At 68.6% G+C, this 21,924-nt stretch carries 17 protein-coding genes; 7 read left to right on the forward strand and 10 right to left on the reverse strand.

The features are described from left to right. Positions 1-10: 10 nt before the first annotated feature. On the reverse strand, positions 11-598 hold the full coding sequence (locus BO221_RS17590; RefSeq protein WP_073561615.1) for a DUF2378 family protein: 588 nt from the start codon (positions 596-598) through the stop codon (positions 11-13). Positions 599-662: 64 nt separating this feature from the next. On the opposite strand from BO221_RS17590, the gene BO221_RS17595 reads away from it, so the two are divergent. After that, positions 663-1,835 carry a type II secretion system F family protein gene (locus BO221_RS17595; RefSeq protein ID WP_083681124.1) on the forward strand — a complete coding sequence of 391 codons (1,173 nt, stop codon included), beginning with the start codon at positions 663-665 and terminating at the stop codon, positions 1,833-1,835. A 4-nt stretch (positions 1,836-1,839) separates the two neighbouring features. Here the strand turns inward: BO221_RS17595 and BO221_RS54880 are convergent, their stop codons facing one another. From BO221_RS54880 to hemG, 3 genes are all read right to left on the reverse strand, one after another. Further along, entirely contained in the window at positions 1,840-2,892 is a 1,053-nt protein-coding gene (locus tag BO221_RS54880) for a hypothetical protein (RefSeq protein WP_233166084.1), read from the reverse strand. A gap of 57 nt (positions 2,893-2,949) precedes the next feature. Further along, positions 2,950-4,005 (reverse strand): sensor histidine kinase, encoded by a 1,056-nt coding sequence (locus BO221_RS17605; RefSeq protein ID WP_073561618.1) that lies wholly within the window; start codon positions 4,003-4,005, stop codon positions 2,950-2,952. 277 nt (positions 4,006-4,282) lie between these two features. Then, the gene (hemG, locus tag BO221_RS17610; protein WP_073561619.1) at positions 4,283-5,647 is read right to left on the reverse strand and encodes a protoporphyrinogen oxidase; all 1,365 of its coding nucleotides are present in this window, start codon (positions 5,645-5,647) and stop codon (positions 4,283-4,285) included. 109 nt (positions 5,648-5,756) lie between these two features. Here hemG and BO221_RS17615 point away from each other — a divergent pair, with 109 nt between their 5' ends. Next, positions 5,757-6,449, forward strand: a complete 693-nt coding sequence (locus tag BO221_RS17615; protein ID WP_073561855.1) for an SDR family oxidoreductase — start codon at positions 5,757-5,759, stop codon at positions 6,447-6,449. A gap of 1 nt (position 6,450) precedes the next feature. Here BO221_RS17615 and pdxH read toward each other — a convergent pair whose 3' ends face one another. Next, the gene (gene pdxH / locus BO221_RS17620) at positions 6,451-7,035 is read right to left on the reverse strand and encodes a pyridoxamine 5'-phosphate oxidase (RefSeq protein WP_369865084.1); all 585 of its coding nucleotides are present in this window, start codon (positions 7,033-7,035) and stop codon (positions 6,451-6,453) included. Between the two features lie 85 nt (positions 7,036-7,120). Between pdxH and glgA the strand changes: the two genes are divergently transcribed. From glgA to BO221_RS17640, 4 genes are all read left to right on the forward strand, one after another. Beyond that, positions 7,121-8,551 carry a glycogen synthase GlgA gene (gene glgA / locus BO221_RS17625; protein WP_073561621.1) on the forward strand — a complete coding sequence of 477 codons (1,431 nt, stop codon included), beginning with the start codon at positions 7,121-7,123 and terminating at the stop codon, positions 8,549-8,551. A gap of 35 nt (positions 8,552-8,586) precedes the next feature. Beyond that, positions 8,587-9,513 carry a serine/threonine-protein kinase gene (locus tag BO221_RS17630; RefSeq protein ID WP_073561622.1) on the forward strand — a complete coding sequence of 309 codons (927 nt, stop codon included), beginning with the start codon at positions 8,587-8,589 and terminating at the stop codon, positions 9,511-9,513. Continuing rightward, positions 9,513-9,986: a hypothetical protein gene (locus tag BO221_RS17635; protein ID WP_073561623.1), complete on the forward strand. Its 474-nt coding sequence runs from the start codon at positions 9,513-9,515 to the stop codon at positions 9,984-9,986. The genes BO221_RS17630 and BO221_RS17635 overlap by 1 nt, the downstream gene beginning before the upstream one ends. 203 nt (positions 9,987-10,189) lie before the next feature. After that, on the forward strand, positions 10,190-11,005 hold the full coding sequence (locus tag BO221_RS17640) for a Uma2 family endonuclease (RefSeq protein ID WP_073561624.1): 816 nt from the start codon (positions 10,190-10,192) through the stop codon (positions 11,003-11,005). 119 nt (positions 11,006-11,124) lie between these two features. Here the strand turns inward: BO221_RS17640 and BO221_RS17645 are convergent, their stop codons facing one another. From BO221_RS17645 to BO221_RS17665, 5 genes are all read right to left on the reverse strand, one after another. After that, complete coding sequence (locus BO221_RS17645) at positions 11,125-14,010, reverse strand: NACHT domain-containing NTPase (RefSeq protein WP_073561625.1); 2,886 nt, start codon at positions 14,008-14,010, stop codon at positions 11,125-11,127. Positions 14,011-14,281: 271 nt separating this feature from the next. Further along, positions 14,282-15,217 (reverse strand): DUF2381 family protein, encoded by a 936-nt coding sequence (locus BO221_RS17650; RefSeq protein WP_073561626.1) that lies wholly within the window; start codon positions 15,215-15,217, stop codon positions 14,282-14,284. Positions 15,218-15,308: 91 nt separating this feature from the next. After that, on the reverse strand, positions 15,309-16,991 hold the full coding sequence (locus BO221_RS17655; protein ID WP_158079866.1) for a serine/threonine-protein kinase: 1,683 nt from the start codon (positions 16,989-16,991) through the stop codon (positions 15,309-15,311). Between the two features lie 535 nt (positions 16,992-17,526). Continuing rightward, a complete protein-coding gene (locus BO221_RS17660; protein ID WP_073561627.1) occupies positions 17,527-19,620 on the reverse strand; it encodes a 7TM diverse intracellular signaling domain-containing protein in 2,094 nt (697 codons plus the stop codon). A gap of 33 nt (positions 19,621-19,653) precedes the next feature. Further along, positions 19,654-21,003 carry a hemolysin family protein gene (locus BO221_RS17665; RefSeq protein ID WP_073561628.1) on the reverse strand — a complete coding sequence of 450 codons (1,350 nt, stop codon included), beginning with the start codon at positions 21,001-21,003 and terminating at the stop codon, positions 19,654-19,656. A 63-nt stretch (positions 21,004-21,066) separates the two neighbouring features. Between BO221_RS17665 and BO221_RS17670 the strand changes: the two genes are divergently transcribed. Further along, the gene (locus BO221_RS17670; RefSeq protein WP_143195506.1) at positions 21,067-21,816 is read left to right on the forward strand and encodes a pilus assembly protein N-terminal domain-containing protein; all 750 of its coding nucleotides are present in this window, start codon (positions 21,067-21,069) and stop codon (positions 21,814-21,816) included. The last annotated feature ends 108 nt before the right edge of the window (positions 21,817-21,924 follow it).

The following is a 21,924-nucleotide window of genomic DNA, read 5'->3' on the forward strand; positions in this document are numbered from 1 at the left end:
GGATGCTCCGCTACCAGGTGAAGCGCAGGACGAAGTCCAGGCCCGGCTCGAGCAGATTCTCGACGGAGACCGAGATGGGTTGCCGCCCCAGCCGTTGGGCGCCGCACACGAAGATACCGCGCGTCCACGCCGGTCCCATCAGCTCGCCCTGGAAGAAGATGCGGGCGCCGCCAGGTCCGAGCTGTTCGTACCTGCGCTGGCCGTGCGTCATCGCCGAGCGGATGGAGGCCAGGGACCATTTCAGGATCTCGTGCATGTCCCGGGACGCCATCATCCACATCCCCTTGCCCAACGGGGACTCGAGGAATCTGTGGATGCTGAAGCCCGCGAGCTGCTCGAGGACCTCGCCATAGGGGCACCCGGTCCGTCTCTCCGCGGTGAGCGCCGCCACGTCGCAGAGCTTCAGCATGTCCGCCACGCGGTAGTTGAAGGAGCCCGGGCCCACGAGGGCCGGGACGAGGCCTTGGACCTCCTCGGCCACGGCGGGGCCATAGAGCTCCGAGAGGCCGAGCAGGATGTCCTCCTGGTTCTGCCCATGGGTGAACGCGTCCGGTGTGGCCCGCGTGACGCGGTGTAACAGCGCGTCTCTCGTGTCCATTGCTCCTCCATTCTACGCTGTTTGCCTCTAACCTGTAGGCGTGGCCGCCCGAGAGAACAATCCCATGAACAAGCCGCCCCTTCCCCGGACTCAGCCGCCTTCCCAGACGGCTCGACCCCAGGCGGGAGCTCCGGCCCGCCAGGCCGTCCGCACCGCGCATCGTCCCGCCCCGTCTGGAGAGGGGACGCCATGGCTGGCCAGCGCCTGGGCCCGGCATCCGCTCGTGGCGATGGTGCGGCACCGGTCGCGCCTTACCTTCTTCCAGGGGCTGCACAGCATGATCCGGGCAGGACTGGCGCTGCCCATCGTGTTCTCGGAGCTGTCGCGGGGGGCGGCGAAGGACCCGTTCCGCCGCGCCGTGGCCCAGGTGGGCGAGGACGTGGCCGCGGGCTCCGGCCTGGCCGAGGCGATGCGGCGGCAGCCCGCGTGGTTCGAGCCGCAGGTGGTGGAGTTGCTGGGCGCGGCGGAGGCCTCGGGCACGCTCGAGTCGGCCCTGGCGCGCGTCACCGCGCAGATGGAGGAGGCGCAGCGGCTGCGCTGGCGTGCCGTCTCGCTGTGCGCCTACCCCGCCTACCTGCTGGTCGCGTTCATCTTCGGCGGCGCCCTGCTGGACACCGCGAGCAGCCTCATGGCCTCGGGGAAAACGAACGACATCCTCGGGGTGTTCGTCTCGCATTTCCTCCGGAAGGTGGGGCTGGTGTCGTTCTTCGGGGGGGCGCTCTTCCTGATGCCCCTGGTGCTGGCGTCACCGGCCGTCGAGCCGCACTGGGAGCGGCTGCGCATGAGCGTTCCCCTGCTGGGCCGGTTCCACCGCGAGCTCCAGGCCAGCCGCTTCAGCCTCGTGCTGGGCGTGGCGCTCGGAGCCGGGCTGGAGGCGGGGCGCAGTCTCCAGATGGCGCTCGAGGCCACCGGCAGCTCCCTGCTGCGCGGGCGCGTGAACCTGGCCCTCCACCGGCTCCGCTCCGGCGCCACCCTGACGGACGTGGTGGAGTGGCTCGACGTGCTCGATGGGCCGTCACTCCAGCAGCTTTCCACCGGAGAGCGGACCGGTGACCTGGAGCCCATGCTCGCCCAGGTGTCGCGAGGACACTCCGAGTCCGCGATGCGGTGGCTGCGCACGCTGATGTTCGTGGTCATCGCGATGCTGTCGGTGTTCCTCTTCGCCACCAACATCGGCAAGGTCGTCGGGCTCCAGGGCGGCTACCAGCGCCAGTTGGAAGGGTTGAGCCGCGAATGAGCTGTCATGGGGCCGAGCTTCCAGGCGAGACCCGGCATCGGTGGCGCGTGTCGGTCCAATACATTGGACTGCAGCGGAGCAGCGGCGAAGCCGGGGCATCCTCGGCGAGGGGTTGAAGTTCCTTTTGAAGAGCGCAGTGGGGCTTGTCGGGGCTGAACCACGAGCACTGAGCGGCCTGGAGGCGCTCCTTGGGCTCCCAGATGGCTGTCCGGCTCTTCGTCTCGTCACACAGCTCCTGCTCCGGACCCGGATTGACACACTGGAGCTCTGGCCGGGCCTGGGGATCACTCGAGGCTTCGAGCCGCTCGCACCACCGCAGCGAGACGCGTTTCCGGCACTTCTCATCGGTACCGCTGGGGCCCGTCTGGATCAACTCGAACGGCCGCAGCTCCCGGGACAGGCCCACCGCCGTCGTGCGCGATGGGTTGTCGTGGTTGTAGTACCCCCCCGTCCAGAACGGACGTCCTTCCCGGAGCGCGATCGCTGCCTCGGGGTCCTGAAGACCCAGGTTGCAGGCGTTACCGGGCGGAAGGCCCACGAGGGTGGATGTCACCGTGTCGAGGTCACAGGTCGGGCACTGGACCGTCTCGCGCTGGAGCGCCACGGGAACGGGAGGCAGCCTTCCCGTCCTGAGCCAGTCGAGCTCGATATCCCCCCGGGAGATCGGCCGGGTCCGGGAGCACAGAATGGCGACCAGGCGCCCTTCATCCTCGGACGCATAGACGAGGTATTCCTCTCCGGGCACGAACGGGAACTCGCAAGGGCCGGCTCCCGTGCCGGACGGCAGCATGAGCTTCGAGCCCACGGGGCCCTTGAAGCGTTCGATGACGTCGAAGGCCGCCTCCCCAAAGCCCCGGCCGAAGATTCCGAGGGGACCCCCGCTGCGTGCCACCGACACCACCCGGCCGAGGAAGACGGCATCTGAACCGTCCCGGGCCTCGCGAAGGTCCGTCACCAGGTCTCCGGTCCCGAATGAACAGCTACAGGCGTCGGCGGGCACGGGCCAGGTGACGAGGATGCAGGTGAGAACCAGGAGGACGCTGAGTCTCATGGCCACGAGCGTACGTGCATCCAGGAGGACGCGCGAGTGGCGGAGCCGGGTCCGCCGCCGCTCTCAGGTGACGACGCCGGGGACGGGGCCGGAGCGGGGCAGGGTGACGGTGAGGCGGGTGCGCGCGTCCCCGTCCCCGGAGGTGAGCGAGAGGCTGGCGCGTCCCTCGTAGGCGAGGGCGAGCCGGCGCTCCACGGTGGGCAGGCCGCTGCTGCCCTCGCGAGGCCCCTTGGAGGCGCCGGGGTTCTCCAGGGTGAAGACGAGCGCGTCTCCCCGGGCCTGGACGCTCAGGGAGATGAGTCCCCGGTGGCCGGCGGCGGGCCCGTGCTTCACCGCGTTCTCCGCCAGCGGCAGCAGGACGAGCGGCGGCACCGGGAAGGACTCCAGCGCGGGGTCCACCTCGATGGAGAGCTGGAAGAGGTCCGGGTCGCGCAGCAGGTGCAGGTTGAAGAGGGTGCGCACCAGCTCCAGCTCGCGCTCCAGGGGCCACGTGGCGGCGCGCACTCCGGCCAGCACGCTGCGCAGCATGGCGGAGAGCCGCAGCACGGCGGCCTCGGCCACCGCCCCGTCCGTCTGGCACCACTCGGCGATGGCGTTGAGGGTGTTGAAGAGGAAGTGCGGATCCAGGTGGCTGCGCAGCGCCAGCAACTGGGCCTGCTCGGCCTCCACCTCGAGCCGGGCGGCGCGGGCGCGCTCCAGGGCGAGGCTCTCCTCGAAGCCGATGTCCCGGCCCAGTCCCCAGCCGCCCACGAGGAAGAGGGCCGCGCAGACGGCGAGGCTGTAGCGGTCCGTGAGGAAGGTGGGCCCCATGTCCAGCACCTTGGGCACCACGGCGCCCACGGACAGCACGACGCCCACGCCCACGGTGGCGTAGAGCAACAGACGGATGCCGCCGTGGCTGAAGTCGAGGCCCTCGGGGAAGAGGACGCGGTAGGACACCGGCGCCACGGCTACGCACAGGGCACACAGCAGGATGCCCAGGGGCGCCGCCATGGGCTCATACGGGCTGAAGCGGACCTGGGCGGCCACCAGCGGCAGGCTGATGAGGACGATGGGGAGCAGCCGCCTGGGCACGAAGAGCGCCTTGAGGGTGGCGCGGACGATGGAGCCTTCGTTCATGGCGGACCGGGTGTGAGCATACCACCCCGTCCAGGCCCAGGCGGTGGGGCTCACGTGGGGGTTTCCCTCGCTCCGGTGGTGCCGAGCGCCAGGGCTCCGAGCAGGACGAGGGGGAAGAGGATGACGGCCAGGGGAACGAGCAGGGCACGGCTGGGTGAGGCCATGGTGTGCTCCGGGCTGTGGGGGGTCATCCCCACAGTGTCTCGTTTCCCTCTGACATGGGCGGCCGGCCGGCCGAGCGGTCGGAAGCCGGGGGTGAACGGTCTCCCGGCGCACCTCAGCGCGCGAGTGTCTCCGCCAGCGCCTCGGAGTTGCGGACGCAGTCGGTGAGGCCCACGCCCTTGTAGGCGTTGCCGGTGAGGTACAGCCCGGGCAGGTGGGCCAGGCCCTCGTCGATGGCGGCCATCCGCGCCAGGTGGCCCACGTTGTACTGGGGAATGCCCCGCTTCCAGTGGAAGACCTCGGTGAAGACGGGCTCGGCCGAGACGCCTGCCAGCTCCCGCAGCTCCTCTCGCGCCAGCGTCACCAGGGCCGCGTCGTCCAGCTCCACCAGGTCCGGCCGCTTCGCCCCGCCCACCATGCACGTGTAGAGGACGCGCCCACCCTCGGCGCGCCAGGGGAAGGTGGCCGAGGCGTGGATGACGCCCAGCACCCGCCGCCGCTCCGCCGTGGGCACCAGGAAGCCGAAGCCGTCCTGGGGCGGCACGGTGCCCGGCGCGTAGCCCAGGTGCACCACGGCGACGGGCGCGTAGGCGATGCCCGCCACCCGCGTCGCGAGCTTCTCGTCCAGGGGCCGCAGCAGCTCCGCCGCCACGTAGGCCGGCACCGTCAGCACCACCTTCTCCGCGGCCAGCTCCGCCTGCTGTCCGTGCTCCTCCACCGCGAGCCGCCACCCGTTGCCCTCGCGCCGCAGCCCCACCACCTTCGCCCCGGTGCGCGCCACCGGCCCGAGCGCCTGGGCCAGGGCGTCCACCAGCACCTGCAGGCCCCCGTCGAACGAGGCCACCTGGCCCGAGGGCCTCGGCGCGCCCTCACCGGGGGGCAGCGCCTTCCGTGCCTCCTTCTGCGCTCGCACCATGCCCAGCACGAGGCTGCGGTGCTTCTTCTCCAGCTCCACCGCCTTGGGGAAGATGGCGCCCACGCTCAGCGTCTCCATGTCGCCCGCGTAGATGCCCGTCTGCATCGCATCCACCAGCACCGCCGTGGCCGTGCGTCCCACATGGCGCCGCCCGAAGTCCGCCAGCGACTCCTCGCCGTCCGGCGCGCGCCGGGTGAAGAGCTCGCCCATCATCCGCAGCTTCGCCCCCCAGGGCACCACGTCCGACTTCAGCAGGGCCGGCGGTGACGAGGGCACCTCGCGCAGCCTGCCCCGCGAGTAGACGTAGCGCCGCTTCGCCGCGGGGTCCGCTGTCCGGATGCGCCCCTCGATGCCCAGGCTGGCCGCCAGGGCGCGCAGGGTGGGCTCCCGGTCCACGAAGCTGTTGGGGCCCGCCTCGGTGATGAACCCGTCCCGGCCGCGCGACTGGATGTAACCCCCGAGCCTCGGGCCCGCCTCCAGCAGCGTCACCCCGGCTCCCCGCGAGCGCAGCCCGTAGGCCAGGGACAACCCACTGATTCCGCCTCCAATGATTACGACGTTCATGCTCGGTTCCACTCCCGGTGCAACCCGGGTTTCCACCGACAGTCATTCCCGGTCAAGTACCTCGGGGCAGCGTGTCTTTTCGGGGTAGAGCGGGCATTTAATGGACGTCATGCGCTACGCCATTACCGGTGCCAGTAGAGGTCTGGGCCTCGAGTTCGTTCGTCAGCTTCTCAACCGTGGAGACACCATCGAGGCGGGGGTCCGCTCTCCCTCCGAGGCTCGTCAGCTCCAGGAGCTCGTCCGGGGCGCGGAGGGCCGGCTGCGGCTGCACGCGCTGGACATCTCCGATCCGAAGAGCGTGGACGCCTTCGCCGCCACGGTGGGGCAGGGCGAGGCGCTGGACGTGCTCATCAACAACGCGGGCGTCTACGGGAAGGATGGGGCGCTCACCGAGCTCGACTACGAGTCGATGGCGAGCACCTTCGCCGTCAACACGCTGGGGCCCCTGCGGCTCACCGCGGCCCTGCTGCCGGCCCTGCGGCGCGGCTCGGCGCGGCGCATCATCCACATCACCTCGCAGATGGGCTCCATCGGCGACAATGGGATGGGCGGCTCCTACGGCTACCGCATCTCCAAGGCCGCGATGAACATGGCCATGCGCAACATGCACGTGGACCTGCACGGCGAGGGCTTCGTCACCATCTCCCTGCACCCCGGCTGGGTGCAGACGGACATGGGCGGACCCAACGCCCCGCTGCTCCCCGAGGCATCCGTGCGGGGGATGATCAACGTCATCGACCGGCTCAAGGCGGAGGATGGCGGGCGGTTCTTCAGCTACGAGGGGCAGGAGCTTCCCTGGTAGCTCACGGGTAGAGGATTTCCGTCTTCCAGCCGTTGCCCTCGCGCAGGTAGACGAGCCGGTCGTGCAGCCGGCTCGGACGCGCGTGCCAGAACTCGATGCGGTCGGGCACCACCCTCAGGCCCGACCAGTGCGGCGGCCGGGGCACCGGCTGGCCCTCGTACCTGCGGGTGAGCTCCTCCACCCGGTTCTCCAGCACCTCGCGCGACGGCAGCGTCTGGCTCTGCAGGCTGGCCCAGGCTCCCACCTGGCTGCCCCGGGGCCGGCTCTGGAAGTACGCGTCCGCCTCCGCGTCCGGCACCCGCTCCACGCGCCCCTCTATCCGCACCTGCCGCTCCAGCGGCTGCCAGAAGAAGCTCAGGGCCGCCCACGGGTGGCCCAGCAGCTCCCGCCCCTTGCGGCTCTCCAGGTTCGTGTAGAAGACGAAGCCCCGCGCGTCGAAGTCCTTCAACAGCACCACGCGCGTGGACGGCCTGCCCTCGGGCCCCACCGACGCCACCGTCATGGCGTTGGGGTCCACGGGAATGACGCGCTTCGCCTCCTCGTAGAGGGCCGCGAAGCGTTCGAACGGATCCTGGGGAAGTTCCACGCCCCCCACCATACCAACCCGTTCCCGGAGTGCGAGCCGCGTGTTTGGGTTGACTCGCGCGTCACACACGGCATCGTCTCATTCCATGAAGATTCTCTACGTGGCCTCCGAAGTCGCCCCCTTCTCCAAGACGGGCGGCCTCGGGGACGTCGCGGGTGCGCTGCCCGCGGAGCTCGCGGCGCTCGGCCACGAGGTGAAGGTCGTCACCCCCCGCTACGGGTCCATCAAGACGGATCGTCTCACCCCCACCGGCCACCACCTGGAGCTGCGCTTCCCCTTTGGCGTCGAGCGCGGGCCCATCCTCTCGCTGCGCCCCTCGCCCAACCTGGAGCTGCTCTTCCTGGAGCACGGGCACTACTACAACCGCGGCGGCATCTACGGGGACGCGTGGGGCGAGTTCGGCGACAACCACCGCCGCTACGCCTATCTGTCCATCGGCGCGCTCCAGGCCGCCCAGCGCCTGGGCTTCACCCCGGACATCGTCCACCTCAACGACTGGCAGACGGGGTTGACCCCGGTGGCCCTCCGGCGCGCCTACCAGGCCACGGCTCTGGGGCGGGCCAAGAGCGTCCTCACCATCCACAACCTCGCCTACCAGGGCCAGTTCGGCAAGGAGATCATGGGCGACCTGGGGCTGCCCTGGGAGCTCTTCACCGCCGATCACGGGCTCGAGTTCTACGACACCGTCAACTTCCTCAAGGGGGCCATCCAGTTCTCCGACGCCCTCACCACCGTCTCGCCCACCTACGCCCAGGAGATTCAGCAGCCGGAGGGGGGCGCCAACCTGGATGGGCTGCTGCGCAGGCGCCAGGGGGTGCTCACCGGCATCCTCAACGGCATCGACGTGCACGAGTGGAACCCGGAGACGGACACGTACCTCCCGGAGCGCTTTGGGGCGAATGACTTGAAGGGCAAGGCCGCGTGCCGGCGCGAGCTGCTGCGGCGCTTCGGGCTGGACGCGGACACCCAGGCCCCGGTGTTCGGCATCGTGTCGCGGCTGGCGTGGCAGAAGGGGGTGGACCTGCTGCTGGAGGTGATGCCCCAGGCGCTCCAGGCGGACATCCGCTTCGTGGCGGTGGGCAGCGGCGAGGGCCGCTACGAGGATGGGCTCCGGGCCCTCCAGCACCACTTCCCCGGGCAGGTGGGGACGTTCATCGGCTTCGACCAGGGGCTGAGCCACCTGGTGGAGGCGGGGGTGGACTTCTTCATCATGCCCAGCCGCTACGAGCCGTGTGGGCTCAACCAGATGTACTCGCTGCGCTACGGCACGGTGCCCATCGTCCGGGCCACGGGCGGGCTGGTGGACACGGTGGATGGGAGCATGGACGGGGATGGCATCCTCTTCGAGGCCTTCCACCCGGCGGCGCTGCTGGCGGCCCTGAGGCGGGCCCTGGCCCTCTACGCCGAGCCGGAGCGGCTGCTGGCCTTCCGGCGCCGGGGCATGGGCCGGGACTTCTCCTGGGCCGCGTCGGCGCGGAAATACGAGCGGCTATTTGCGTCCCTGCTGACGCAATAGTGGGTGTCCAACACAAAGCGGGGTAGGCTGGGGACGTGTCGCAGCAAGCACCTGACCTGGGCGGGTATGAGGTCGTCGGCCGTCTGGCGGTTGGCGGGATGGCCGAGGTGTACCAGGCGCGGGCGAAGCCCACGACGCAGCGCTCGCCAGGCGAGCCGGACGACGTGGTGCTCAAACGCCTGTTGCCCACGTACCGCAACGATGGCGCCTACGTGAAGTCCTTCGTCGACGAGGCGAAGCTCACCGTGCGTCTGCGCCATCCCAACATCGTCCGCACCTTCCGCCTCTTCAAGGCGGGGCCGGACTACCTGATGGTGCAGGAGCTGGTGTCGGGCCGGACGCTGGGCTTCATGCAGGAGCTGCTGACGAAGGCCCGGACGGCCATGCCGCCCGAGGCCGCCTGCTACATCTGCTGGAGCACGCTCAAGGCGCTGGACTACATCCACCGCGCGAAGCTGGGCGAGGGCGGGGCCGGGGGCAGCATCGTCCACCGGGACGTGAATCCGGCCAACATCCTCCTGAGCGTGGCGGGGGACGTGAAGCTCACCGACTTCGGCGTGGCGGACGTGGAGGGCGTGACGCGCGGGGACGCGGGCTCGCTGCGCGGCACCCTGCCGTACATGAGCCCGGAGCAGGTGCTGGGGCTGCCGGTGGATGCGCGCAGTGACTTGTACTCGGTGGGCGTCATCCTCTGGGAGCTGCTGGCCAACCGGCGCCTGTACGTGGGGGAGGGCGAGGCGGAGATGATGCACAGGGTGAGGGACGCGCGGGTGCCGCTGCTGTCCTCGCTCGTGCCGGAGCTGCCGGACTACGCGGTGCAGGTGGCGCGCAAGGCGCTCTTCGCGGACAAGGCGCGCCGCTTCCAGTCGGCCACGGAATTCATCCGCGCGCTGGAGGTGCTGGCCCGCCGCGCCGGGTGGCCGCTCTCGGTGGAGGCGCTCAAGCCCCTCCTGGGGGGCTGATGCGCCGCTTGCCGCTCCTCCTGCTGGTGCTGCCATGGCTGGCCGGGTGCGCCGGGGTGACGTTGCGGCCGCACGCCATGGACAAGGCGGTACGGGTGGAGGAGGTGGGGATTGCCTTCACGCCGGAGGGCTCCGGAGAGCTCACCCTGCGCCTGGACGTGGAGAACCCCACCTTCTGGGACGGGGAGGTGACGGGGGTGGACTTCGAGCTGGTGCTGAACGGGCGGCGCTACGCGGTGGGGACGCGCGGGTTGAGCGGCCTGCCCCTGGCCGCGGATGCGCGGCGCACCCTCACGGTGTCCTTCCCGTTGGAGGCCGAGCCCGCGGCGAACGAGCCTCCGCGCACGTGGCGGGTGGAGGTGGGCGGCGGGGTGGCGATGACCTTCGGGGAGTCGGTGCGCCTGCTCCCCTTCCGCGACGAGCGCTACCTGCGTCTCCAGCACTTCCGGCCCGGCATGCCCCGGCCGGATTGAGGTGGGTGCTCTCGTCCATGGAGACGGGCGCCTTGTCCCGAGGTCACGGGCCTTGACCTGACCGGGCAAGTCACGTTTCATGGCCTACGTCCAAGGTGATTCAGGGGACGGGCGTGTGGGCGGCTGGCCGCTTTCCATGCGACGCTTGGTGCCGGACCCGCTTGGTCACCTTCAAGGAGGGACTTAGTGTGTCTACGGGCACCATGAGCGCTGATTCCTACCGCGTCGATCCAGACGATCCGCGTGCACCGCCTCAGGACGTCTGGGAGCGGCTCACGCCGGAGGCGCGTGCCCAGATCGTTGACAGCCTTCCTTCCGAATTTCCGGTCTCCGAGGCCAATCCTCCCGAGGGGGATCCGCATTTCGACGCCAAGGTGCGTGTGCGCGAGGTCCTGGGGGGGTTCTTCTCTCGAGTCGGGCGCAAGGTGTACCTGGCCTGCGAGTTGCCCGTGTACTACCCGGGCGAGCGCATGTTCGCTCCAGACGTCATGGCCGTCATGGACGTGGAGCCCCACTCGCGCATGCGGTGGATGGTGAGCGCCGAGGGCAAGGGGCTCGATCTGGCTCTGGAGGTTCATGTCGCGGGCGAGCGGCGCAAGGACCTGGAGCGCAACGTGGAGCGCTTCGCGCGGCTTGGCATCCGCGAGTACTTCCTCTTCGACCGGGGACGGCTGAAGTTGACCGGCTGGCGGCTGGCTGGGGAGGGGCGGCGTGTCTACCAGCCCATCGTGCCCCAGCAGGGCTTCTACACCTCCGAGGTCCTGGGGCTGGAGTTGCAACTCGAGGGCGAGCGGTTGCGCTTCTATCTCGGACGGGCGCCACTGCCCGAGGCAGGCGAGATGATCGCCACGCTGGAGCGGATGGTGGGGGAGGCGGAGCTCCATCGTACCGAGGAGGCGCAATTGCGCGCCGAGCTGGAGCAGCGGCTCGCTCAGGAGGCCGAGCGGCGCGAGGACTCCGAGCGCAAGCTGGCCGAGGCCCTCGCTGAACTGGAGCGGTTGCGCGGCGGCCAGCATTGAGCCAACGGGCTCAGAGCTTGCCCCCCGGCAACAACCCTCCTTGGCCCCTGCGCTCCAGCTCGCCACAGGCCTACATGTCCGAAGTAGAGGAGCGCCGGGGCTCCGGAACGCGGTCCGGCTCAGTACTCTCCGGGGGGGTGGTACCCGAAGGAAACGAGGGACAACGCCTGAAGATGGTTCGCGAGCCAGCCGTATGCCAGATCGATCGCGGGCGTGTTCCCGTGGAGATACACAACGGTACTGGTAATGCCCTGACTGAACCAGGACACGGCTGCCGGGGAACGCTCACGGAGCAGTGCAAGGCTCTTCGCGGTGTCTTCGATGCACGCCCGACGAAAGCCAACGAGATCGAAATCCGCGGGTGCGGCCTCGATGACGACGTCCGATTTCAGCCCCGACGGGAGTGGACGGACGCAGTACTCCAAACCGGGATCTCCCCGAGCGTCGAACTCCAGGAAGCCCTTGAGTCCAATCGGGGAAGCGCACGCCCAATCCAGCGTTGGATGGAGCGCGGGCAGCCAGGTGGCGACCAGTTCCTCGTAGATGTCGAGCGCCGCCGAGTAGACCTCCCGGACGAGGCGCAGATGCGCCTCCTGGCTGTACAGGCCCGAGATGGACCCGCTACGGCTATCGGGACGATCCGGTACGGTCCAGGGGCGGCGAAGCAGGCCGTCAGCGCCTATGCTCCTGCCCGCCATGAGCTCGGAAGCGAATGCACGGAGCTCCTCTACTTGGACCGTCGGGTGTTCATCCTCCAGGTCACCCAGCTGCACGGACCCGGCATCGTTGACGCCATCTGGGGACGCGAGAAGCCGCCGCACGTGGGTCAGGGCGACGTCCGCCCGGATGGGGGTGTGGAGCAGGTCATCCTGTGAGCCCGTGAGGGTACGGGCGAGAGCCCACCGCCGCTCCGCGCGGCCCGGGGAGGTTTCTCGGAGCGGGAGATCCTTCGCGGAGAGAACCCTCTCGATTTCCTTCCGGAGCCACCTCAACGACACCATCCACGGCCATGCGGGCTCGGCGGAGGCGACCCGCTCCGAGTACAGCCACAGCGCACCCGTGGGAAGATCCCACTCCCAGTCACGAGGCAGCTCCCCTCCACGCACGGCCGTTGGCGCCTTCTCCGTGCGCCAGGCACTCGTCACGAGCTGCACCCTCCCTTCCGTGCGCGCCGCGAGGGTCAAGGACTCCACCTTCGGACACGCCAGCCGGGTTCGCTCGCCGAGCGGTCCGAGTGCCTGGACCCATGACGTGAGCGCGCCGTGGAGTCGGCGTGCGCATTCGGCACCCGGCGGCAGGGCGGGCGCGTTCTCGATGTCTTCTTTGAAAACAGGGCCATTCTCCGAGAGGGCCTTGTGGACGACCCAGGCGGCCGCACCGGGGTAGCGCCCGGCCAGACCGGTGAGCAGTGTGGAGACCTGCTCCCAACTCCCGGAGCCCACGGCGAGAACCACGGCATCGTGCCAAAGATCGAAGGACTCCAACGAGGCCCATATCGTCTCGGCCTTCACGGTACCGGTCAGCAGGGCTTGCCCACCGAAGTACTGCTCGATGATGGGTAGCGTGAATGCGAGCGTGCGCCCCCGCCGCACGACGAGACGCGTGGCGAGCAGCCGCTGGATGTCCTCGTCCACCCCGTATTCGCCCTGGGCAATGGTGCCCCCAGAAGTCAGGGTCAGCGAGGCCAGCCGCCGTAGTCCTGCCTGAGCGTCGTTCTCCAATTGCCCGGTGCGCTCCAGCGCTCGCTGGACGAGTGCTTCCAGGAATTCCGCGGTCGTGCGCGGAATGAACCTGCCCGGAGTCTTATTCAGGGACGCGGCCACGATCGTGAACAGGGGACGTCGAGCGGTCTCCCACACAGAGGAAGGCCAGCCTGTCCAGCCTGAAACGCCCGCGATGCGCTCGGCGAGGGCCTTCACCTCCTCGTTCGTCAGGAGGGGCATGGACACGTGCTCCTCCTCGGGGTGGCCGCGCAAGTCGGAAGGACGCGCCGTCAGGAGACACCGGGTGAGTGGCCACAGGCGCACGAGGAGTCGTGCCTGTTCGAGGAAATCCCTGGCTGCCTGGAGTCCGGGCTCGTCGATTCCATCGAGCATGATGTGGGCACCCTGCTGGGCGGGAGAACCCAGGCCGTCCGCGGCGCGAAGAACGGCCTCCTTGAGCGAGCCCCTGACCTCACGGGCGGAGAGATACACGGGGATTGGGGCCGTGGGCTCCTTCAGGGCTCGCTCCACGGCCCTCTGGTGGAGCCGCTCGCCCGCCGTGGACTTCCCCGAGCCGAAATCCCCTTTCAGCAGGACGAGGCCCTTCCCGGGAAGGGATGCACTCAAGCCTTGGGGCAAGCCGATGCTCGCATCCGCGGCGAAGGCCTTGGCCTGTGCATCCTCGAGGCCCGCGGAAAACCAACGGGTGACCAGCCGGGCTCGTGACTCACTCAGCAGTTCCTCCAACCGCCGCTGCCACTCGTCCTGGACGTGGGGATGCGGTGCGGAGGCTGGAAGTGGCTCGCAAAAGACCCGCTCCCATTCAGGGCCGAAGAAGCGGCGCACCAGCGTGTGGTGCGGACGGAGCATTTTCGAAAATTTGTTCTGATCCCACACCTGCAGGCGGATGCGTTTGTTCGCCGTCTTGAGCTTGTGCAACTCATCGAGGAGTTGCGTGCTCTCGACCGGACAGGCGACGGCCACCGCCAGCCAGCGACTCTTGAAGGGCCGCTTCCCCTTCGTGAACTTATGGACGGCCGCGCGGAGATCGCCCGTCGTGAAGGCCCGGACGTTTTTGACCTGGCACGTCCTCACCGTCTTGTCAGCCATGTATCCGTACAGGTCGATTCCATGTTGGGTCTGTCCCTTGACCCCGTAGCGATGGACGTCCTGCCATTTGAGCACCTCGTCGACGAAGGCCTCGACGAGCCTCTCGAAGTCCTCCCAGGTGAGTTGCTGGAGCGGCAGCGTGGCGGCTCGGGGTTCAACGGGTGGCAGGGGGAACCGCCCGGAGGGTGCCATCGATGTGGCCGGTAGTTCCTCCGTTACCCACTCATGCGCTCGGGTTGTCTCGACCGAGGGCTTGCTTCTTCCGGTCTTGCGGCGGCGATGCATCCCTCCGCCAGAGCACAGACGCTCGGGAAGAACAAGGCGCCGGGTGGTGTCTCTCGGCTGCTGGGGGTAGAGGTTTCCCCGCTGGGGACTGCCGTGGGACTCCTCATTGGCTCCAGCAGCTACCTTCTCGTGGACTCTCCTGTTCCTGGCGCGACGAGGACAGCCATCGTGCGGCGCACTACGGGAACACCACACCCTCGAAGAACTCGCCCCCGTCTGCTTCTTCCTCCTGGCTCCATAGCTTCAGGGTGAAGGTGCCGCGCGCGGCCTCCTCTGTTGCTTCCACCTCCACCCCGATGCTGCGTTTCTGGCCCGGAGGAATGGGTTCTTGCGTCCACACGCCCAGCACCTTCAACTCCTCTCCCTTCGGGCCTACCAGCACCGCCCCCGTCGGCGTCCAGGACGTGCTCCCGTGGTTTCGTAACTCCTGCGCCACGGCCAGCCGTACCACCTTGCGCCCGCCTTCCACACGCCCGGTGTCCGCGCGGTAGCTGCGCGCATCCATGGACTTGAGGGTGTTGTCCGGACGAGAGATGACATTCTTCGTGATGTTCTTGTCGGAGATGCCTCCCTCCCTCAGCAGCCCCCGGGCGAGCAGGCCCAGCAGTCCACGCGGCCCGCTGCACTCCGCCTCCAGGCGCGCCTTGTCCTCCCCGCACAGTCGCGCTTCCGCCCACGCCTGCCGCTCGCCTTCCCTGTAGGACTCGAGCGAGCGCGGCTGACGTGTCACCTGCACCAGTCGCGCGGCCTCGGATGCATGCACCACCAGGAGGAAGCGCACGCCCGCCGGGTCCGCGCCGTCCTCGAAGGTGACACTCACCGGCACGCGCTCTCCTGGAGTGAGGGCCCCCTTGGGCACGAGGGTGAGCCCTGTCTCATCCGCTATCACCCGGAACCGCTCCCGTTCGGGCAGTTCCACGCGCCCCAGCTTCGCGTCGAAGATGATGCTGGTGGGCAACCCCGGACGGATGCACACCGCGAGTGCCTCAGCGGGCATGTCCGCAGTCAACTCCAGGTGACGCGTGCCCACTTCACAGGCAGGTGGCGCGGAGGCTTCCATGGGAGCGGCAAGCAACACGAGTTGTAACAGGGGCGCGGAGAAGAGCACGAGCATGAGGAAGGCACCTCACGTGGATGGGACCGGAGGAGTAGGGCTCTACCACACCTCCTGCCCGGTCGTGTCCGTCCCAACTCCGGGATGCCCCCTACGGGAAGCGGTCCACCACCCGCACTCGCACGACCGGGTCCACCATCATCTTCCCCGGCTCGCTGCCGGGCTGGAGCTCGAGGCCGACGTTGCCATCCGTATCCGTCAACTCCAGGCACACCGGGTACGTCACCCCGAGGGGCGTGCGGGCTTCGGTGAGGCGGCCGTACACCCGCCCCTCCTTGACGTAGAGCCGTCCGGAGATGCGGGTCTGGTCCGGCAGCGCGATCTTGTAGCCCTTGCCCGTGTGGTCCGCTCCTGCCTCCCATGCGCCACCCACGTATACGGGAGTGCCCTCGTGCACGTGCACGGACCTGCCCCGCACGTCGCTCCACTCCACACTCGTTTTTTCCCCAATGCTCAAGCCGAGCGTGTTCGTCATGGTCTCCACGGCCCCGATGGGGCACGCCTGGGGAGGCGGAGCGGGGCGCTCGGGCGGCACCTGCTGCTGCGTACCCAGACAGGCCTGGAGGGCAGCGCCGGTGAGGCCCAGGCACGCGGTGCGCACGGCGGCTGCCCGGTGCTTGGAGGGTGCTTCGGACTGGGAGCCAGACGTCTGCTGCTGCTTCACGGGGGCACTGTCCTTTCGGAGCGCCAGCGGCGGGGCGGCGGCCGGGGGAGGGGGCGCCTCGGCAGGAGGCGCGGCCACGGCTCGCACAGGTTCCGGCGTGGGCCCTCCCGGCGCTACTTCCTGGACGGAGCCGAGCCACCAGGCCCCCAGCGCCACGGCCAACCCCACGCCCACCACCGCCAGCCTCTTCCACCCTCGCGCCCGTGGCTTCACCGCGGGCCGACGCTCCGGGTGTAGCGGCGCCGTCCACACCACGTCCGTGCGGGCCCTCAACGCCTCCAGCGCCTCGTACAGCGCCACCGCGCCCGGGTAACGCGCCTCGGGCGTCTTGGCCAGCAACCGCAGGCACACTTCCTCCACCGCCCGGGGCACGTTCGGGTTGACCAGGTGCGGCGGCAGGGGCGTCTGATGCAGTACCGCCTCCACGTCCTCGCCCCCGTGCTCGGCGGGCCGGAAGGGGAAGCGGCCCGTCAGCAGCCGGTAGAGGACGACTCCCACCGCGTACAGGTCATCCCCCGGCCCTGCCCGGTAATGCGCGCCCGGCTCGCCCGCGTGCGCGCGGCCATAGGCCCACGCCTCGGGGGCCCGGTAGGGCAGCGTGCCCGGGGGAAACATCCCCTTCGTCAGCGTGGGGTCGCCCTCGTGGTAGCCCACGCCGAAGTCCACCAGCACCGCCTGGCCGGTGCTCAGGTGCACCAGGATGTTGGCCTCCTTCACGTCACGGTGCACCACCCGCGCCTCGTGCATCACCGCCAGGCCGCGCACCACCTCCAGCACCCGGTCCACCACCTCGCCCACGGTGCGCCCGGGGTCCCGCCCCCACTCGTCCAGGGTGGGGCCCTCAATCAGCTCCAGCTTCAGCCACACGAAGCGCGGCTCGTCCTCGGGCCATTGGCCCGCTGCCACCTGACGCCCGAGGTTGGCGTGGCGCAGGAGCATGCCCAGCGACAGCTCGCGCCAGGCGCGCTCGGCGCGTTCGGGGCCAACGTCCAGCGGAAGCAACTTGAGCGCGAACAGGCGGCCCTCGGGGCTGCGCACCCGGTAGACGATGGCGAAGCCGCCGCGGCCCAGCACCCCCTCCACCACGTCTCCGCCAATGCGGGTGCCCACAGGGAGCGGAGGCGTCTCGAGTGGATGCAGGGCGCCCCCGTGGTGCGGATGCACCGGGGGCTCGGATGTGGGGGAGGGCGAAGGAGTGGACACGCGGGGCCTACCTCGTAGAACCTCAACGTAGCAGGTTGAGCGCCCCGGCCGGGGTCATGCACCTTCGCGCGCGCCGCCCTCGTCACTCGTAGTCGACTACGAGTGATGTGGGTTGAAATGCCACACCGCTCGTAGTCGACTACGAGTGGCGTACGGCTGCCTGTCTTCGTGCGCGTTTGGGAGGTGGCGCAGCGCACTGCTTGCACCGTTGTCCGTGCTCGCTCCAGCTCAATACCCTCTTGGGCCGCTCCGACTCCTTGATGCGAGCCATCCACAGTAGGACGGCATGGTGGAGACGCGCTACCGCGTCGGCGACACGACATTGCCCTGGCGTGTGCCCTGTTGACGCTGCTGGGGGCTGCTGGCGAGAGCCACCTCCAGGAAGCGTACCTGCTCCCTCTTCCATGAGGGGCTGCCTTAGCCCGCGCGGTTCAACGGCCACTCAGGAGAGCACTCGCGGGTTGAATGGCAAGGTAATGATGAAGGTCGTTCCATCATTCTCGGTGCTATCGAACTCCAGTGTCCCCTCATGCCGCTTGGTGATGATGCCATGGCTGAGCGACAGCCCCAGCCCGACTCCTTCCCCAGGCCGCTTCGTGGTGAAGAACGGCTCGAAGATCCTTTCGCGAACCGCCGCCGGAATCCCGGTCCCGTTGTCCTGGATGCGAATCTCCACACGGTCGCCCTGGCGGAGGGTGGAAACGCAAACGGCCGGAGCATAGCCGCTGAGCCCTTTCTTGTGCTGCTCGCTGACGGCATGGAATGCGTTGTTCAGGAGATTGAGCAGGGCGCGCCCCAGTTCCTGAGGGATGACCTCGACCCGGGGGAGTCCTGGCTCGAGCGCTCTCTCAACCGAGACAGGGAAGCCGAGCCGCTGGCCCTTTGAATCCTGAAGGATGACTCCGATGTGCTCCTCGATGAACCGGTTGAGGTCGACCGGACTCCTCACTCCTGGCCGCACGGTTGCGTGCTCCAGCATGCCGCGCACGATTCCATCCGCGCGTTTCCCATGCTCGGCAATCTTCTGGGCTGTCTGTCTGCAGTCGTTGGCGAGCATCACCAGCTCCGCCTGCTTGTCCGCTGGCAGGCTCTTGAACTCCTGCAACAACTCATCCGTCATCTCCACCAGCGAGAGCGAGAAGTTGTTGACGAAGTTGAGCGGATTCTTGATTTCATGCGCGACTCCCGCCGCGAGCTGCCCCATGGAAGCGAGCTTCTCCGCCTGAACAAGCTGCTCTTGCTTGCGGAGAATCTCCTCATTGGCCTGCCGGAGCTCGATATTCCGCAACCGGTGGATCTCGCCCTCGAGCGCCTGGCGCCTGGCGGCCTCGTTCTCTTTCTTCGCCTCGTTGATTCGATTCGCCAGCGCCAGCGCGAATAGAATCATTTCCATTGCCGAGCCCATCATGACGAGGTGCCCGGTCACCATGCGGGTTGGCAGCCACCCCAGATTGGAGAGGGGAACAAGAACAACGGCCAGGCAGAGCGAGCTCCAGCCCGCGAGGAAGAAGCGCGCTGGCTCGAAGCCACGCCTCCAGACGACAATGGAAGTCACGAGCAGCAACGGCCCAGACGCCAGCGCCAATGTGTTCCCAATGAGGAGTGACACTCGAACCGGAATGAACATGGCCAGCAGCATGGAGATGCCGCAGAACGCGATCCATCCGCGCAGGAGCCGATCCAGCCTGGGCACTGTCCTGGAGGTATGCAGGAACGAGCGCGCGAACAGCACGACGCACAACCCCCCAAGATGCGCGAGGGACTGAGGAATCCGTATCAGCCAGGGGCCCGCGTCGGGAAAATATTCATCGCCGATTCCCGAGAATCTCAACAGGATGAAGTGGCCGAAGAAAACGATATAGAGGACATAGTAGAGGTATGCCCGGTCCCTCAGAAAGACATACAAGACCGTGTTGAACAGCACCATGCTGGCCAGGATGCCGGCGTAGATCCACCATGGAACCAGGAGAGACGCGGCGGCTCGTATCAGCTTGTCGCCCGTCAGGACCTCCACGGGCAGGGTCATGAGGGACGAGGTTTGAACGCGGATGTAGACGGTGACCGGTTCAGTGCTGGCCTCGGGCAGGTGGAAACCATGAAACCGGTGGGCAACCTCCCGCCTGTCCCATGGAACCCGCGCCCCACCCCGCCGGACATCGAAAGACCCGTCTGGCCGCTGAAAATAGACGTCTACATGCTCCAGGGACGCGTTCATCACGGCCAGGAGCCAGCGCCGTTCTGGCGCCAGATCCTTTTTGAGATAGGAGAAGCGCACCCAGTAGACGCTGCGCGAGAAGCCATGGGTTGGCGGGTCCATGGACGCGCGGATGAAGCGATGGGCGAACTCGGGCCGAGACACATCCCCGATGGTCAATGCCTGGGACTCATCCTCCAACACGAACAGGCGCTGCCCGACGTGCCAGATGTCTTGTGAGCCCTCCACCACGACATCCGGCTGAGCCGCGAAGGAGGCTGACACGCTGATGAAGTACAGAAAGAGCGCGATTGCCTTGGGACTCCTCGAGCACTTCATCATGGGATTGAGTACGACCCGAGCCTCCAGCGGACGTCAGGCCTTGAGTTCCTGGCCCGCGCCGTCCTTGCCGGTGGCGTCCTTGGACGCCGCTGCGGGCTCCTTGCTGGCCGTCTTGAGCTTCGTCATCCGCACGCGGTCGATGCGCGCGCCTTCCTTGGCGTGCACCGTGAAGGCCCAGCCGTTGTAGGTGAAGCGCTCGCCCACGTCCGGCAGGTGCCCGGCCAGCGACGACAGGAAGCCACCCAGCGTGTCGAAGTCGCCGTCCGGCAGCGAGAAGCCGAAGGCCTGGGTGAACTGCTCCACCTCCATGGCGGCGTCCACCAGGAAGCTCCCGTCCTGCTGCTTCTCCACCTGCTTCTCCTCCACCTCGAACTCGTCGCCAATGTCGCCGACGATCTCCCGGAGGATGTCCTCCAACGTCACAATGCCCATGAAGCCGCCGTACTCGTCCACGACGATGGCCATGTGGATCTTCTTGCGCTGCATCTCGCGCAGCAGATCTCCAATCGGCTTGAGCCACGGCACGAAGTGGGCCGGACGGATGATGTCCTGCAGGACGATGAGCTCCGGGTGCTGGAGCAGCGGAATCAAGTCGCGCGCGTGCAGCACGCCGAGGATGTGGTCCACGTCATCCCGGTAGACGGGGATGCGCGAGTGGTTCTCCTCGGCCAGCAGGCGCAACACCTGCTCGGGCGGGGTGGAGATGTCCACGCACACCACCTCGGTGCGAGGCACCATCACGTCGCGGCAGCGCTTGTCGGACAGCTCGAAGATGGAGCGGATGAGCTGGGGCGCGCTCTGGTCCACCTCCTCCTTGGCGGCCTGGGCGGCGAGCAGCTTCTCCAGCTCCTCGAGGGGCGGAGGCGGAGGCTCGAAGCGCAGGGTGCGGCCGAAGCCACGGGCCACGAGGTTGATGGGCGCCATGAGCAGCCGCATGGGCGGGTAGAAGAGGAAGACGAGCACCGACACGAGCCAGGACAGGCGCAGCGCCCAGCGCTCGGGGCCGGCGTTGGCCAGGCCGCGCATCGTCACCTCGATGAGGGCGGCGAGCACGCCCACCAGCAGGGCGCCCGCGAGCACCGTGGCCACTTCCAGCCAGAAGGCATCGCCCCAGCGCTTGAAGTCCAGCAGCTGCGGGGGCACGAAGGAGCCGATGGCGGCGGCGAGGAAGCCGCACAGCACGCTGCCCATGCGCAGGGCGGTGGCGGTGGCTTCCCGCTCGGTCTTGTGACGGAGCACCCGGCCGCCGGCTTTCGGAGTGGACTGCGCCAGCTCCTGGGCACGCAGGTCGGAAGTGCCGTAGAGGGCGGACTCGGCGGCGGCGACGAAGCCCCGGAGCAGGGTGAGGGCCAGGCAGGCGGTCCAGAGGACCCAGGTAAGCATAGGGCCTTCCTACATAGCCCGTGGTAAGAGGAGACGCACACTTTCCGAGAGGAACCGGGTGCAATGCGTCCACCAGTGAGCCGCAGGGCCCTTCCATTGCTCGCTTCCCTGGCCGCCCTCCTGCTGGCGCTGTCGCCCCTCCCGGCCCCGGCCTGGCCGGTGGACCTGGTGATGCCGCTGGAGCCGGGCAAGGAGCGCTTCCACAAGCTGAGCGTCGTGGACTTCGTGGAGGTGGAGGACCCGTCCATCGCCACCGCGGAGATACTCGAGGGCAGCAACGAGCTGCTGCTCACGGGGCTCAAGCCCGGGCGCACCCTGTTGTTGCTGTACGCCGAGGGGAAGTTCGCCGTGTGGAGGCTGGTGGTGGGGACGCCTCCCGAGCCCCTGCCCGCCTCGGAGCCCCTGGTGGCCGCGGCGCGCAAGGCCTGCCCGGGACTCAAGGTGAGCCAGGGGGCCGAGCGGGGCCTGACGGCCGAGGTGAAGGACTCCCGCTGCCGTGAGGCGCTGCGCGCGCTGCTGAAGACGGACGCGTTCCTGGCGCGCGAGCTGGAGCTGACCTTCGAGCTGCCCCTGCTCCAGGAGCAACTCGGGGCCCTGACACCGGCGTTGAAGGGCCTGGGCCTCGGCGTGAGCTATCACGGGGCCGGACTGGTGCTGACGGGCACCACCTCGCCGGAGGGCCACCGGAAGGCACTCTGGGAACTGTTCCGTCAGTCCGTGGGCCGTGTGCCGCTGGAGGACCGCGTCACCGTGAACCGGCCCGCGCCTTCCGATGCCGGCACGCCGCCGAGTGAGCCCCTGAACCCTCGCTGATACCGTGCCCATTTCCCCTCGCCCTCCGGGAGAGGGACGGGGTGAGGGTGTCTCGCATCCCGGGTTGAACCCCTTGTCCACACTCCGGGCCACGGGTTGGAGAACGGA

The sequence above is a fragment of the Archangium sp. Cb G35 genome, from assembly GCF_001896145.1.
Lineage (GTDB): Bacteria > Myxococcota > Myxococcia > Myxococcales > Myxococcaceae > Archangium > Archangium violaceum.

Excerpts from the sequence above, each read along its gene's own strand:
- BO221_RS17590 (WP_073561615.1), bottom strand. The coding sequence starts at position 598 with ATGGACACGAGAGACGCGCTGTTACACCGCGTCACGCGGGCCACACCG.
- BO221_RS17595 (WP_083681124.1), top strand. The coding sequence starts at position 663 with ATGAACAAGCCGCCCCTTCCCCGGACTCAGCCGCCTTCCCAGACGGCT.
- BO221_RS17605 (WP_073561618.1), bottom strand. The coding sequence starts at position 4,005 with ATGAACGAAGGCTCCATCGTCCGCGCCACCCTCAAGGCGCTCTTCGTG.
- hemG (WP_073561619.1), bottom strand. The coding sequence starts at position 5,647 with ATGAACGTCGTAATCATTGGAGGCGGAATCAGTGGGTTGTCCCTGGCC.
- BO221_RS17615 (WP_073561855.1), top strand. The coding sequence starts at position 5,757 with ATGCGCTACGCCATTACCGGTGCCAGTAGAGGTCTGGGCCTCGAGTTC.
- glgA (WP_073561621.1), top strand. The coding sequence starts at position 7,121 with ATGAAGATTCTCTACGTGGCCTCCGAAGTCGCCCCCTTCTCCAAGACG.
- BO221_RS17635 (WP_073561623.1), top strand. The coding sequence starts at position 9,513 with ATGCGCCGCTTGCCGCTCCTCCTGCTGGTGCTGCCATGGCTGGCCGGG.
- BO221_RS17640 (WP_073561624.1), top strand. The coding sequence starts at position 10,190 with ATGAGCGCTGATTCCTACCGCGTCGATCCAGACGATCCGCGTGCACCG.
- BO221_RS17645 (WP_073561625.1), bottom strand. The coding sequence starts at position 14,010 with ATGGCACCCTCCGGGCGGTTCCCCCTGCCACCCGTTGAACCCCGAGCC.
- BO221_RS17650 (WP_073561626.1), bottom strand. The coding sequence starts at position 15,217 with ATGCTCGTGCTCTTCTCCGCGCCCCTGTTACAACTCGTGTTGCTTGCC.
- BO221_RS17660 (WP_073561627.1), bottom strand. The coding sequence starts at position 19,620 with ATGATGAAGTGCTCGAGGAGTCCCAAGGCAATCGCGCTCTTTCTGTAC.
- BO221_RS17665 (WP_073561628.1), bottom strand. The coding sequence starts at position 21,003 with ATGCTTACCTGGGTCCTCTGGACCGCCTGCCTGGCCCTCACCCTGCTC.
- BO221_RS17670 (WP_143195506.1), top strand. The coding sequence starts at position 21,067 with ATGCGTCCACCAGTGAGCCGCAGGGCCCTTCCATTGCTCGCTTCCCTG.